The 14,575-nt window shown below is 57.9% G+C and carries 12 protein-coding genes; 7 read left to right on the top strand and 5 right to left on the bottom strand.

The genetic code is table 11. The features are described from left to right. Window positions 1–388: 388 nt before the first annotated feature. Entirely contained in the window at window positions 389–1,294 is a 906-nt protein-coding gene (locus tag ACFWW4_RS19110; RefSeq protein ID WP_411892313.1) for a LysR family transcriptional regulator, read from the bottom strand. Between the two features lie 789 nt (window positions 1,295–2,083). On the opposite strand from ACFWW4_RS19110, the gene ACFWW4_RS19105 reads away from it, so the two are divergent. From ACFWW4_RS19105 to ACFWW4_RS19080, 6 genes are all read left to right on the top strand, one after another. Then, window positions 2,084–3,676, top strand: coding sequence for an ABC transporter substrate-binding protein (locus ACFWW4_RS19105; protein WP_411892312.1), 1,593 nt, complete (start codon window positions 2,084–2,086; stop codon window positions 3,674–3,676). Window positions 3,677–3,762: 86 nt separating this feature from the next. Then, window positions 3,763–4,848 carry a M24 family metallopeptidase gene (locus ACFWW4_RS19100; protein ID WP_411892318.1) on the top strand — a complete coding sequence of 362 codons (1,086 nt, stop codon included), beginning with the start codon at window positions 3,763–3,765 and terminating at the stop codon, window positions 4,846–4,848. Next, on the top strand, window positions 4,842–5,849 hold the full coding sequence (locus ACFWW4_RS19095) for an ABC transporter permease subunit (RefSeq protein ID WP_411892311.1): 1,008 nt from the start codon (window positions 4,842–4,844) through the stop codon (window positions 5,847–5,849). The genes ACFWW4_RS19100 and ACFWW4_RS19095 overlap by 7 nt, the downstream gene beginning before the upstream one ends. Continuing rightward, window positions 5,849–6,745, top strand: a complete 897-nt coding sequence (locus ACFWW4_RS19090) for an ABC transporter permease subunit (RefSeq protein WP_411892310.1) — start codon at window positions 5,849–5,851, stop codon at window positions 6,743–6,745. Before ACFWW4_RS19095 ends, ACFWW4_RS19090 begins: the two co-directional genes overlap by 1 nt. Window positions 6,746–6,748: 3 nt before the next feature. After that, window positions 6,749–7,726 (top strand): ABC transporter ATP-binding protein, encoded by a 978-nt coding sequence (locus ACFWW4_RS19085; protein WP_411892309.1) that lies wholly within the window; start codon window positions 6,749–6,751, stop codon window positions 7,724–7,726. Beyond that, the gene (locus ACFWW4_RS19080; RefSeq protein ID WP_411892308.1) at window positions 7,723–8,676 is read left to right on the top strand and encodes an ABC transporter ATP-binding protein; all 954 of its coding nucleotides are present in this window, start codon (window positions 7,723–7,725) and stop codon (window positions 8,674–8,676) included. The genes ACFWW4_RS19085 and ACFWW4_RS19080 overlap by 4 nt, the downstream gene beginning before the upstream one ends. Here the strand turns inward: ACFWW4_RS19080 and ACFWW4_RS19075 are convergent. After that, window positions 8,673–9,965, bottom strand: coding sequence for a cytochrome-c peroxidase (locus tag ACFWW4_RS19075; RefSeq protein ID WP_411892307.1), 1,293 nt, complete (start codon window positions 9,963–9,965; stop codon window positions 8,673–8,675). The two genes, ACFWW4_RS19080 and ACFWW4_RS19075, sit on opposite strands and share 4 nt — an antisense overlap. Window positions 9,966–10,052: 87 nt before the next feature. Here ACFWW4_RS19075 and ACFWW4_RS19070 point away from each other — a divergent pair, with 87 nt between their 5' ends. Further along, on the top strand, window positions 10,053–10,469 hold the full coding sequence (locus ACFWW4_RS19070; protein ID WP_411892317.1) for a tetratricopeptide repeat protein: 417 nt from the start codon (window positions 10,053–10,055) through the stop codon (window positions 10,467–10,469). 672 nt (window positions 10,470–11,141) lie between these two features. Here the strand turns inward: ACFWW4_RS19070 and dctP are convergent. The 3 genes from dctP to ACFWW4_RS19055 are packed head-to-tail and all read right to left on the bottom strand — an operon-like array spanning window position 11,142 to window position 14,367. Beyond that, window positions 11,142–12,206 carry a TRAP transporter substrate-binding protein DctP gene (dctP, locus tag ACFWW4_RS19065; protein WP_393927048.1) on the bottom strand — a complete coding sequence of 355 codons (1,065 nt, stop codon included), beginning with the start codon at window positions 12,204–12,206 and terminating at the stop codon, window positions 11,142–11,144. Window positions 12,207–12,229: 23 nt separating this feature from the next. Beyond that, complete coding sequence (locus tag ACFWW4_RS19060) at window positions 12,230–13,768, bottom strand: TRAP transporter large permease (protein ID WP_411892306.1); 1,539 nt, start codon at window positions 13,766–13,768, stop codon at window positions 12,230–12,232. Then, a complete protein-coding gene (locus tag ACFWW4_RS19055) occupies window positions 13,768–14,367 on the bottom strand; it encodes a TRAP transporter small permease (RefSeq protein WP_411892305.1) in 600 nt (199 codons plus the stop codon). Before ACFWW4_RS19055 ends, ACFWW4_RS19060 begins: the two co-directional genes overlap by 1 nt. Window positions 14,368–14,575 lie beyond the last annotated feature (208 nt).

Genomic DNA, 14,575 nt, shown 5'->3' with positions numbered 1-14,575 from the left:
GATCGTATAGGTCTCACCATCAAACCCCAACAACTCACCCTCAATCGACATCTCAGCATTCAACGCCGTCAACGTCACAGTCTGTGCGAAGGCCGATGTTGCCAGAAGCGACATAGCCGTTCCCACCAAAAGGTTTTTCCTACTCGTCCAATACATTCTGCTGGCTCCTTACCAATTTCGGTTCGAGAATTGCGGCCGTATTCCGACCACAGGTTCAGCACTTCATTTTTCGGGAGATTTGGCTTTAATTGTGTCAGAAAGATTTAATCTTCGGACATTATCTTGCAAAAAACGCAAGAGTTAATTCGGTTTTCTGAAGTCCGCTAAGCAGATCAAGAATCAATTGATTGTCGCAAAGACGGCTCGCGGAGACTGAAAGCCCCAAAGGTCATGTCGTATCTGCATCAACGATTTTCAGAGCAGAAAAAGCGTTCTTCATGCAATCGATAAAAGCCTCTGTCGCAGGTGATATCGCCGCGCCGAGCGGTGTGAGGATACCATAATCCAGCGTCAATCGGTCGACTAAGGGCCGCACCACGACAGGCCCGTTTGCGCACATCGCGGTAAACTCGTCAGTAATCGTGTATCCAAATCCCTGTGCCACCAGGTTGACCGCGATCAAAGATGACGAGGTGTGCATGCCAATGCGCGGTTTCACATTAGCGACCATAAAGGCTGCGGCGATCTGTTGTTGCAACAACGTATCAGGTGTCAAGGCCAACAAGTTTTCATCAATAAGATCGCTGATCAATACTTTCTCGCGTGCGCCAAGAAAGTGGTCCTTGGGCAGAACAACAACCGCCTGGGTGCTGCCAAGTGGGCGGATATCAAGTTTAACATTTTCAATGGGCAATGGACCAAACCCAACATCAAACTGGCGCCCCGTCAGCCAACGTTCCATTTCGCGACGGTGATGCGTTTCCAGGGTCAACGCGATGTCTGGATTGGCCTCGCGAAACCGAATTGCTGCGCGCGGCAGCACGCTATTTGCCAGCCGGGACATCGCAACAACCCGCACCTGCTGACCAGTGCCCTTCCGAATGTCGCTGGCGATATCGGACAGCTGCTCAATACCGGCAAGAATGCGTTCGGCTTCCTGAAAGAAGCGCCTCGCCTCGTCTGTGGGTCTTAAGGCTCGCCTGTCGCGATGAAAAAGAGTGAAGCCAAGTTCATGTTCAAGATTGGTGATCATGCGCGACACTGCAGGCTGGCTGAGGTTCATATCGGTCGCAGCCCCTACCAATGAACCGCGACGCATGATCAGACAGAATGCATGAAGTGCCTTTGGAACCATCTCGCCATTTAGCGCGAACCAACGTCGGATCGCAAAAACATTCTGCGTGGTACGGATCCACCTTGACCTATGTGTTGGGAAGTATCGTCATGTCCCATTACAAATCAGCGTGGACTAGCCCTTGGATCGTTAAGACGTCCGAGGCATATCATCTGCCAATCATGTTGGTACGATGTCAGCGTTGCTTTCAGCAGCTACCGCTGAATACGCGTGCAGTTTGCTTTAAACCGGCATTCCTTGCAAAGTTGAGGAATACACGAAGCAACCTTTTCGATTGAAGTGCGGAATGGCATTGATGTGATCCCAAGATATGCCGCCGATATTGGAGAGTACGTAGGCTTCGAGAGGCGAAGCCCATTAAGCAGCGTGCTTGGCGCTTTTCCAACAAAGACGCTTGCTTTCGATCAGTTCGAGCGCCGCGTCACCGAAGTTTTTGGCTTCTCACTATACTTCTGCGAGATAAGATCTTTCGCTGCGGCAATGAGCCGTTGCGGGTTGGAAGCGCGATCCGCGTGCCATTGCGAGTGCCACAGCAGGGTAGGCCTGCAAACCCAAATCGCGTCTGCGTCACTGAATCTCATTGCGAGCACAGCACCCGCGTTGACCCAGCGACAATGTGCTTGGCATCGCGGGGCAATCGTGATCGTATGCGATTATTCGCGCGGCGCACCGTTCGCGCGTCAACCAAAAACCGTGGGGGTTCCATTACATCGGGGTGTCACGCCGTACATGCGGCGCAAGACCACGATTCTTGTGCCATCCGCGATAAGCGACAGTTGGAGGAAACAAATGTCTCTTAAACAAAAACTGGCCACAGGGTTGCTGATGGCCGCACTTGGCGCGTCCGCGGCATCCGCGCAATCGCTGGTCTATTGCTCCGAAGGATCGCCGGAAGGATTTGACCCGGCGCTTTACACCGCAGGCACCACTTTTGATGCCTCGAGCCACCCGATCTACAACCGTCTGGCCGAGTTCAAGGTGGGCACGACCGAGGTGATCCCGGCCCTGGCCGAAAGCTGGGAGGTGTCAGAGGACGGCATGACCGTCACCTTCAGCCTGCGGCAGGGGGTTCAATTCCATTCCAACGATATGTTCACCCCGACGCGTGACTTTAACGCTGACGATGTGATCTTTTCGTTCAACCGACAGAAGAACGACGACCATCCCTATAACGGTGTGTCGGGCGGGACATGGGAATATTTTGACGGCATGTCGATGCCCGATCTGGTCGACAGTATCGAAAAGGTCGACGACTACACGGTCCAGTTCAACCTGACCCGTCCCGAAGCACCGTTCATTGCCAACATGGCAATGGATTTCGCATCAATCGTGTCGGCTGAATACGGGCAGGCCATGCTGGATGCGGGCACACCCGAGATGATGAACCAGGCCCCGATTGGCACCGGTCCCTTCAAGTTCCAGGCCTATCAGAAGGACGCCGTGATCCGGTATCTGCGCAATGATGACTACTGGGGTGATCCGGCCAAGGTCGAAGCGCTGATTTTCGCGATCACGCCCGATGCGTCGGTCCGCTATCAAAAGGTGCAGGCCGGTGAATGCCACGTGATGGCCTATCCCAACCCTGCCGATGTGCAGGCCATGAAGGACGCGTCGGACATCGTGGTGATGGAGCAGGAAGGCCTGAACGTTGGTTATCTGGCCTACAACTCAACTCAGGCCCCATTTGACAATGTTAATGTTCGGCGCGCGCTGAATATGGCGATCGACAAGCAGGCGATCATCGACGTGGTCTTCCAGGGCTCTGGCCAGATTGCCAAAAACCCGATCCCGCCGACCATGTGGTCCTACAACGATGCGATTGTCGATGATCCGTATGATCCAGAAACTGCCAAAGCGATGCTGGAGGCCGAAGGGGTTACTGATCTGTCGATGAAAATCTGGGCCATGCCTGTGCAGCGACCCTACAACCCGAACGCCCGACGCATGGCTGAGCTGATTCAGGAAGATTTCAGCAATGTGGGTGTCGAAGTCGAGATCGTGTCTTATGAATGGGGTGAATACCTGTCCCGTTCGCGCGAGTTGGACCGTGACGGTGCCGTACTGTTGGGTTGGACCGGGGACAATGGTGATCCCGACAACTTCCTTGCTGTGCTGTTGGGCTGTGATGGTCGCGAAAATTCGAACCGTGCCCAGTGGTGCCACCAGCCGTTCGAAGACCTAATCCAACAGGCCAAGGTTTTGCCAACGCAGGAAGAGCGTCAGCCGCTTTATGAGCAGGCGCAGGTGATCTTTAAGGAACAGGCGCCTTGGGCCACCATCGCCCATTCGGTCGTCTACATGACCATGCGCCCCGAAGTTGAAGGTTACGTTGTGCACCCGCTGGGTGGCCATATCTTCAACCAGGTTGGTCTGTCGCAATAAGCGATCAAGACATGTTGGGGGCGGCCCGGTTGCCGCCCCCATCCCATTGAAGGCCCTATCCCTTGTTACAGTCTCTTTCAGACCGTATGGCCGCCTATGCCGGCATTGCTGCCGATCTTGGTTTGGACGCCGTGGCGCTTGTGCCCGGCCCGAATTTTACGCGCGCCTTTGAGCATGTGTTCATGAGCCATGAGCGGCCTTTCTTGATGGTTATTCCAACTCAAGGCGCACCTGCCGCACTTGTGCCCAATCTCGAACTGCGAAGCTGGGATCTCGTCGGGTTCGATGGCGCCGTTTTCGACTGGCGCGATCAGGATGGCTATGACGCGGTCTTTGCCGCGCTGATGGATCATCTGTCGATCCGATCTGTTGCCGTCGAAGGGCAGGTGATGCGTGTGTTTGTCCATCACGCGATGCTGAAGGCGCAGCCGGACCTGCAGATCATCGATGCAGAGCGCGAGATTTCCGGGCTGCGAATGATTAAGACGCCGCAGGATATCGCGGCGCTGACAGATGCGATTGCTATTTCGGAACGTGCGTTGGCCAAGACGCTGGACAGCGTCCGGATTGGCCAGACTGAAAAGGAGATCGAACAGACCCTGATCCAGGCGCTTTTTGCCGAAGGGGCCGAGGATCAGTCGTTTCATCCCATTGTCGCCGCAGGTGATGGTTCTGCCCGTCCGCATGCGAAGGCGCGTGCGGATCATGCAGTGAAGGCGGGCGATGCGCTGCTGCTGGATTTCGGCGCGCGCAAACATGGGTTTTGTGCCGATATCACCCGGACCGTGTTTTTGGATCACGCCACTGATGAGGCGCAGGCAGTTTATGACACGGTGCTGCGCGCGAACCTGAAGGGGTTTGAAGTAACAAGGGCCGGCGTGACAGCCCATCAGATCGACGATGCGGTGATCGGCGTGCTTGAGGCGTCACCTTTTGCCGACCGCATCCGCACCAAGACCGGGCATGGGCTGGGCCGAGAGGTGCATGAGGCCCCCTATATCGTGCGCGGCAACCATATGGTTTTGCCTGCCGGGACGGTCTATACAAATGAACCGGGCCTTTATGAGATCGATAATTTCGGCGTGCGGATCGAGGATGATGTGCTGATCACCGATGATGGCTGCACCTCGCTGACGCAATTCCCGAAGGAGCTGACGGTGCTGAAATGCTGAACTATGTCCTGAGCCGTCTGCTAACCTTTGTGCCGACATTTATCGGGGTCACACTGATTTCCTTTGCCTTTATCCGCGTATTACCCGGTGACCCGATCATCGTCATGGCTGGTGAGCGCGGATTGACCGACGAACGTTATGCCGAATTGTCTGCCCAGTTCGGGTTCGACCGCCCGATGTATGTGCAGTTCTGGGAATATCTGACTGGGGTTCTGCAGGGGGATCTGGGCAATTCATTTGTGACCAAGAAACCGGTCTGGGACGAGTTCTTCGCGCTGTTCCCTGCCACGTTGGAATTGTCGATCTGTGCGATGATCTTTGCCGTGGTGCTGGGCTTGCCTGCGGGGGTCATTGCTGCGGTGAACCGTGGCAAATTCTTTGACCGGGCGCTGATGTCCACGGCGCTGATCGGGTATTCGATGCCGATTTTCTGGTGGGCACTGCTGTTGATCATCGTGTTTTCCGGCAATCTGCAATGGACGCCGGTGTCGGGCCGGATTGACCTAATCTACTACTTTCCAAATGCCACGGGGTTCATGCTGATCGACAGCATCGCATCGGGGCAGAGCGGGGCCTTCACGTCAGCTGTGCGTCACCTGATCCTGCCGACAATTGTTCTGGGAACCATCCCACTAGCGGTCATTGCACGCCAAACGCGGTCTGCCATGCTGGAGGTCCTTGGCGAGGACTATATTCGCACCGCCCGCGCCAAGGGGCTGTCGCCCGGTCGGATCAATGGCGTGCATGCGCTGCGCAACGCCCTGATCCCGGTGATCACCGTGATTGGTCTGTCGGTCGGCACGCTGCTGGCCGGGGCGATTTTGACCGAGACGATCTTCAGCTGGCCAGGCATCGGCAAGTGGATGGTCGATAGCATCTTTCGCCGCGATTATCCCGTTGTGCAGGGTGGGCTGCTGCTGATTGCCGTGATGGTGATGATCGTGAACCTGACCGTCGATATGCTGTACGGTGTCATCAACCCCAAGATCAGGAAACGCTGATGACTGTGACCCTGTCAGCCGATACCGCCGAACGGCCCGGACGCCTGCGGGAGTTCTGGTTCTATTTCCGCGAAAACCGGGGCGCTGTGATTGGGCTGTGGATCTTTGCGGCTTTTGCCTTTCTCGCCTTGTTTGGCCCCTGGATTGCACCGCACGATCCTACAGCACAGTTTCGCGATGCCACCTTGCAGCCGCCATTCTGGCAGGAGGGCGGTAGTTGGACCTATCCGCTGGGCACCGATCCGCTGGGGCGCGATATGCTCTCGCGGCTGATTGTCGGGGCGCGGTTTTCATTCTTCGTGGGCATCGTTGTTGTCAGCATCGCAGCCTCTGGCGGGATCATTGTTGGATTAATCGCGGGTTTTGCGCCGAAATGGCTGGACACGATCATCATGCGGATCATGGATGTGATCCTGGCCTTCCCGTCGCTGTTGCTGGCGCTTGTGCTGGTGGCGATCCTTGGGCCGTCACTGACCAATGCGATGATCGCTATCGCCATTGTGTTGCAGCCGCATTACGTGCGCCTGACCCGCGCGTCCGTTTTGGCCGAAAAGCAGAAGGATTACGTGACATCCGCGCGGGTTGCCGGGGCGGGGTTCTTCCGGCTGATGTTTGTCACCGTGCTGCCCAACTGTCTGGCCCCTATCATCGTGCAGGCAGCCCTATCGTTTTCGACCGCGATCCTGGATGCGGCCGCCCTTGGCTTTCTGGGGATGGGTGCGCAACCGCCGACGCCCGAATGGGGTACCATGCTGGCGGAGGCGCGTGAGTTCATCCTGCGCGCTTGGTGGGTTGTCACGTTCCCCGGTCTTGCCATTCTGGTGACGGTTCTGGCGATCAACTTGATGGGTGACGGGCTGCGCGATGCGCTTGACCCGAAACTGAAGCGGAGCTGAGCCATGCCACTTTTGCGGATCAGAAACCTATGTGTCGATTTCGCTACCGCATCCGGCCAGTTCCGGGCCGTTGATGCGGTAGATCAGGATGTGGATACGGGTGAAATCCTGGCCATTGTCGGTGAAAGCGGATCGGGAAAGTCCGTTTCCATGCTGGCGCTCATGGGTCTTCTGCCGTGGACCGCGACGGTGACAGCGGACGAGATTACCTTTGATGGCCGCGATTTGTTGCGCATGGACAAACGCGACCGCCGGCACATCATCGGCAATGATCTGGCGATGATCTTTCAGGAGCCGATGTCGTCATTGAACCCCTGTTTCACGGTCGGTTGGCAGATCAAGGAAGCGTTGCGCATCCATATGGGGTTGGGCCGTGCCGAACGCCAAAAATGCGCCGTCGAATTGATGGAGCAGGTGGGCATTCCCGATCCGGAAAAGCGCCTTTCCGCCTTTCCGCATCAGTTGTCCGGGGGCATGAACCAGCGGATCATGATTGCGATGGCGATTGCCTGCAAACCAAAGCTGCTGATCGCGGATGAACCCACCACGGCGCTGGATGTGACCATTCAAGCGCAGATTTTGGATCTGCTGGCGTCGCTGCGCGAAGAGACTGGTATGGGCCTTGTCCTGATCACCCATGATATGGGGGTCGTTGCAGAAACGGCAGAGCGTGTCAGCGTGCAATATGCGGGTCAGAAGATCGAGGAACAGCCGGTTGGCCCGCTGTTCCGCAATCCGCATCACCCCTACACGGCCGCCTTGCTGGACGCATTGCCAGAGCGCGCGACTGAACAGCTATTGCCGACGATCCCCGGTGTCGTGCCCGGGCAGTTTGACCGGCCTGCGGGCTGCCTGTTTTCGCCCCGCTGCCGTTTTGCTGACGAGACTTGCCGCACCATGCCGCCCAAGCCACGGGGCGAGGATGTGGGGCAGGCCCGATGCCACTATCCGCTGAACGCCGATGAAAGGATCGCGTCATGACAAGTGTGGTCGAGGCGAGCGGGCTGCAAAGACATTACGCCGTCAGCGGTGGATTGCTGAGGCCCAAGCGGACGCTTGAGGCGGTAGCAGGGCTGGATTTCACGCTGGCGCGTGGCAAGACGCTGGCGGTTGTCGGTGAAAGCGGCTGCGGCAAATCAACGCTGGCCCGCATGGTCGCAATGATCGAGGAACCGACCGCCGGATCGCTGATGCTGGATGGGAAACCGGTGCGGCGTGAAGACTGGGCCAGTCTGCGCCAGTCCGTGCAGATCGTGTTCCAGGACCCTTACGGATCGCTTAACCCGCGTCAGTGGATCGGGGCCATTCTGCAGGAGCCATTGGTCATCAACCGACCGAACATGCTTTGGGCCGAACGCGAAGCCAAAGCGCGGGAAATGCTGCAGTTGGTTGGCTTGCGTCCAGAACACTACGACCGCTATCCGCATATGTTTTCCGGTGGCCAGCGCCAACGCATCGCGGTGGCCCGGGCGCTGATGCTAGACCCGAAAGTGCTGGTGCTGGACGAACCTGTTTCGGCGCTTGATCTGTCGATCCAAAGCGCGATCCTGAACCTGCTGACTGAATTGCAGGACCGGCTGCAACTGGCCTATCTGTTCATCAGCCATGACCTTTCGGTGGTGCGCCATGTGGCCGATGATGTGATCGTTATGTATTTGGGCCGTGTGGTTGAGAAGGGGCCGAAGGAAGCGCTCTTTGCCGCGCCGCGCCATCCCTATACCAAGGCGCTTTTGTCCGCGACGCCCCGCGCCAATCCGGATGCCAACAAGGAGCGGATCAAGTTGACGGGAGAATTGCCGTCGCCGCTGGCTATACCCGATGGCTGCCCGTTCGCACCCCGCTGCTGGAAGGCGCAGGATCGATGCCGCACCGAACGACCAGAGCCGGAAAAGACGGCGCACAGCGTCGCCTGTTTTTTTCCAGAGGCCTAGTCGACCGGCAGGCCGCTTGGCACCGTTTCGGGTCGTCCAAGAGGGCGGGTCAGAGCGGTTTCGCCGGTCAGTGCGTTCAGGAACGCGACCAGATCATCGATTTCATCGTCCGTCAGGTTGAGGCCATGCAAATCCTGCGCCCCTGCCTGACGCTGCATCTCGGCTGCGTCCTGCATGATTGCGCCATCCACATGCGCAAGCCAGGGCGCGTCGGGCAACGCCGCATCTGCCAGTGTCCAGCGGGACCGTGACAGCGCAGGGTCCATATGGTGGCGGATCATCGCCTCTAGCGTCGGAAAGGCACCGTTATGCCCGTAGGGTGCAGTTAAAGCCACGTTGCGCAGAGATGGCGTGCGGAATTTATAGGCATCCACCAGCAGGTTTGTTTCGCCCATTCGCCCCACATCGCGCGGGATCGGATCAAAGGGTCGCGTACGCCCGGGGCCGAAGGCGGGCAGGCCGAGCGCATGAAACTCCTGATCAGTGAACAGCGGACCCGCGTGGCAGGATGCGCAGCGATTGTTAAAGAAGAGCTGACGGCCCCGCTCGGCAGCATCGAGCAGGGGCGCGCCGGTGAGCCATTTGTCGTAGGCGCTGTCGTGGCTTTGCCATTCGCTGGCGATGAATGCGCCCAGGGCATTGCCGATCTCTACGATGGTGATGTCGCCGGGTTCTTCAATATGATCAAAGGCTTGGATGAACATGCCCGCGTAGTCCGGGATGGTCCGCACCCGTTTGGCGATGATGGGCCAGCCCCGGTCGATCCGGTTGCGCACGGCACCGATTACATCGTTTTCGCCGGGGTTCCCTGCCATCTCGAACTGGGATGTCATCGGGAACAATGCCTGCGCGGCCAGGAGGTTGTCCAGGCCTTGGGGTAGCCATTCCTCGGCCGGGGAATCGAAGCCGTTGCCGTAGATATCAGATGCGGTCAGGCGACCATCGTGGAACAGAACCCGTACAGAATTATGGCCCAGATTCCAAAGGCTTGGCGCGTTGCGGGGGATCCGTTTGCGGATTGCGTCTAGGCCAGTTCCAGCGGTGCGCTCAGGACCAACGCCAACGCCGCCTTCGCCGATGCCGAGTGACAGACCATCGGTGCCCGCATGATCGTGGTGATGGCAGGTGCCGCAGGAGATATTTTTGTTGCCTGACAGTATCTTATCGTAGAACAGCAGCTGCCCGATGCGGGCTTGTGCGGGATCGACCGGGATGTAATCATCCGCCGAAATCGTCTGGGCGGTGGCGATGCCGGTCCCAGCAATCAGGAGGAAAACAGCGGTATGCAAAGCGTCGGCAAAACGTCGGACTTGCGTCGGACCCTCTGTCTGGCAATCGGGTTTTGGGCCTGTCTGGCGGTCCCGGCGCAAGCCGATATGGAAACGGCGCGCGATCTGATGGAGGCGGGGCAGTTTGAAGAGGCGCGCGCGCTTTTCGAGATTTACGCGCGGTCGGGCAATGCGGATGCCGAAGAACTGATCGGGGTCATGTACGCCATGGGTCTGGGCGTCGAACGCGACGATGAGCGGGCGTTTGACTGGTATCTGCGGGCGTCGATGAAAGGGCATCCGGGGGCGCAATCGGGCTTGGGTTGGTATTACGAAGTGGGCCGGGGATTGCCCGCGCCTGATCTGGTCAGAGCCTATCTGTGGTACGCCCTGTCGGCAATAGGCGGGGACCCTGACGCGCTGGATTCGCTAGAGGAGATTACGCCCCGGCTGACGACGGAAGAACGCGCGCGGGCGGAGGTGCTGGTGGATGACTACCGGGTGTGGATGTATCCGTTTCGGTGAATGACGGCCCGTTTGGACACGCGAGCCATTCATGGTGTCGTGGTCAATGACGACTTCCAGTTGTATCACGCGTCGGCTATAGACAACGTAACGGGGCTTTAGCGCTCGAAATTCAAGGAAAATAAGATGCAAAAGGTATTCGCTAGTGTTTGTTTGGCAATATGCGTCGCTGCGCCTAGCCTTGCTTGGAGTCAGGAAATACAGGGTAATTACTTGTGTCTAACCCAAAACGGCCAGTTTGACGCAAAGCTGGCGTTCAAAGACAATGGTTTGGTAATCTTAGATTTCGTAACGCAAGAGATGGTTGATAACTCGCCAGACTTGGCTGGGAAAATGAACATACCTGGGGAGTACGAAGTCAATGGAGACGTCTTAATCGTATCTTACTTCGACGGCGCCCAGAGGCATATTTTTAGCTTTGACGATGTCTCAATGTTCTCTGACAGCATGGGGCTAACCCAGTGCTTGAGGCAGTCATAGTCCAAGCCGTTCGTTGATCGTGCCGAGAGCTCTTAGGTGAACCATCTGGCAATTTGTACACAAGCAGGTGTTCGCGCAGACTGTGGCATCGGTCAGTAAGGGTTCAATACTGCCATTCCCCAAGGTTTCATATGCACCGGAGATAGAAAAGGGGCCGCCTAGATGGCAGCCCCTTCTAAGTATTCGCGCGACTTAGTTCAGATCGCTTGCATAAGCCCCGTTGATCTCTGCCTCTGCATCACCGACTGCTGCAATTAGCGCGTCGAGGATTTCGTCGCCCCGGTCCACGTTTTCGCGGAACCAGTCCTGTACGGGGGCGGCGGCTTCGGCGAAGGCGGCTTTCTCCTCGGGTGTTGGCACATAGAGGTCACCGCCACCTTCCACGAAGGCCTGGTAGGCTTCGATGGATTTGCGCTTGGGTGACGCGAATGTGGCCTGCTGGAGTTCGGCAAAGCCGTCAACCACGACGCGGCGCAGGTCCTCTGGCATCGCCATGAAGTTTTCGTTCGACATCCACCAGAGCGCACCCATATAGGCGTGCCCGTCCAGCGTCAGATATTGCAGACCCGCATCAGGGAATTTCATGCCCATGATGTCGGTGATCCCGTTTTTGGAGCCGTCAACAACGCCGGTCTGGAAGCTCGTGAAAAGCTCGGGCCATGGGATCGGGGTCGGCGAGCCGCCCAATGCGCGGACCAGTTCCTGCGGAAGGTCGGCAACCACGGTGCGGATTTTCAGACCTTCCATGTCGGATGGTGCCGCGATGCGCCGCTGCGTGTTGGCAAAGTTGCGCCAGCCGCCGGTGTTACCGATCGTCATCAGGCGGATCGTGTTGTCGCTGTCTTCCAGCGCCATGTCCCGCATTGTCCGCACGAAGTCGGATGTCAGCACATGCTCGGCGACCCGGTCATTGGCCATCAGGTAGGGCAGGTCGAGGACCTGCACGTAAGGGAAGATGCCAGCCGCACCGCCGGAGGTGGAGATGTAGACGTCAATCGAGCCTTCGGAGACCCCTTCAAGGCATTCCGCACCCGTCGCGCAAAGCTGGGTGCCGATGAAGAGTTCCACGCCGATCCGTCCGTTTGACGCGGCTTCAACGTAGTTCTTGAACACGACAAGACCGTCATAGTCCTCGTCGTTTTCGTTGGAGTTGGCCGTGGCGCGGATGGTGAATTCCTGGTGCCCGTCCGCCCATGCGGCGAATGGCGTCGCCAGAAGTGCGGCCGTGGCGGCCACTTTGGTTAGTGTTTTCAGCATTATACTCTCCCTGATTTATGCTGTTAGTTTGGTACCGGCGCGGGGCTGATACAAGCGGAGAAACCGACCTCCGGGCCGCAGCCCAGGAAACCGGTCAGGTATGGCACCGTCATCGAAATGGCGGGGACATAGGTGATGAGGAAGATCACGAGGACTTCCACGGCGAGGAATGGCATGATCGCCTTGGCAATCGTTTCGACCTTTTCCTTGGACACCGTACTGGCCACAAATAATACCAGCCCCATCGGCGGGGTGGCCAGCCCGACGGTCAGGTTGACCGACATGATGATCGCGAAATGGACCGGGTGAACCCCCAGATCCACGAAGATCGGTCCCAGGATTGGCCCCAGGATGATGATGGCAGGCCCGGCATCAAGGAACATGCCGACCACGAACAAAAGCAGGTTAATCAGAAAGAGCAGGATCAGCGGATTTTCCGAGAGTGACAGGATGTAATCGGACAGGATTTGCGGGGCGTAGGACAGGCTGACCACCGTCTTGAACGACACCGCAGCCCCCACCAGCAGCAGCACGGCTGAGGTCGATAGGGCGGATTTGGCCAGCACTTCGAGCAGGTCACCGGTTTTCATCGACCGCAGGACGAAAAAGCTGACCACAAGCGCGTAGGCCACGGCAACGGCCGAGGCCTCCGTCGGGGTAAAGACCCCGACAAGGATACCGCCCAGAATGATGATGGGGGTCTGCAGGGGCGCGATGGCTTTTTTGCAGACGATGCGGAAATCATGGCTGACCCGCGCCTTGATGGTCTGCGTAATCACATGAGCGATGGGTAGTGCGATGAGGAAGATCAGCCAGCCATTCACCTCTTGCGGTATGAAGCGGGTGACGATGCCTGAAACGGCGTAAAGCAGGGCGGCGATATTGATCCGGATCAGGAAAAAGCTGACCCAGCTTTCCAATGGCGTGATCGTCTGGTCCTTGCGCACGATCCGTTCAGCCTTGGGCAGGTCGTACCGGTCGGCCATCAGGCGGACCACCAGCATCAGCCCGATCCCGACCATCACGCCGGGCACGATCCCTGCCAGGAATAGCGCCGCGACGCTTTCGCCCATGACATAGGCGTAGATGATCATGATCCCCGATGGCGGGATGATTGGCCCGATGACAGAGCTTGCGGCGGTGACGGCGGCGGCAAATTTGCGGCTGTAGCCGTTCTTTTCCATCGCCGGGATCAGTGTGGAACCGAGGGCCGATGTGTCGGCCACCGCCGACCCTGAGAGGCCTGCAAACAGGATCGACGACAGGATATTCACGTGGGCCAACCCCCCCCGCAAATGTCCCATGAAGGCCTGGCTGAATTCCACGAGGCGGAGCGTGATGCCGCCCCGGTTCATGATTTCGCCGGCCAGCATGAAGAAGGGCAGGGCCATCAGGGGGAAACTGTCCATCCCGGTGTAAAGGTTGCGATAAAGCCCGGCGACCACATTGCGCGTGTCACCTTCGATCATGATGAGCGCTATGGGCGAGGCGAGCAGGGCAAAGACGACCGGCAGGCCGATCATGATCAGGAGCAGGAAAAGCGGCAGGAACCAGAGCAGCATCAGGAAGACCCCGCGATTTCTTCTTCTGGGGTCAGCGAGGTCAGCTTGTTGCCTTGGCCCGCCAGCATGATGATTTGCCGGATGATCAGTTCCAGATTGACGAGGATCAGCAGATTCACCCCAACCCAGAGCGATGCATATTGAAAGCGGTTCTGGAACTTGTCGCCGCATTTGCCGATCTCGATCCCGAATGGCCAGCGCAGGGTGGAGGAACAGCCGCGGCCGGAAATCGTATCAAGATGGTTGTTCAGCCCGCGATCCCACGCCACGAAAAGCACCCACATGGTGATGCACATCAGGATCAGGCCAAGAACGCCGGCAGCGACGCGAGGGAGCGCCCGCCCCAGCATGTCGATTCCAACGAAACCGCCCATCCGGTAAGCCAGCGGCGCCATCAGACCGGTCATCCAGAGCATACCGAACCGCGCGGCTTCCTCGGTCCAGTTCGGGGCGTCGTTCAGGATGTAGCGGAAAAACACCTGTCCTAGGATCAGGCAGACCATGACGGCCAATGCTGCAATGGCGATAAACTTGCCAATGGCAAGCACGACATTGTTGATGCGCTCTAGCGGCCAAAGCAGGCCGAACAGGACCGACATTGCAGAACCTCCCTATGTTGTCGCAGGCGACCCTCCTCCGGTGCCTGTCTTTCTTATGTCGTAAGGCAGTTTAACTGGTTTGATCGTCCCTCCGGGATGTCAATGATGTCAACAGATTGGATTCTTTTGTACAAAGAAATTCGGCGCGGCGCCCCGCCTTGCCTGAATGACGGCGATATGCCCCGACGCCAGCGGTCATCCCCGTGGT

The organism is Yoonia sp. SDW83-1, from assembly GCF_046762885.1.
Lineage (GTDB): Bacteria > Pseudomonadota > Alphaproteobacteria > Rhodobacterales > Rhodobacteraceae > Yoonia.
This window is presented reverse-complemented; position numbering and strand designations above follow the sequence as displayed.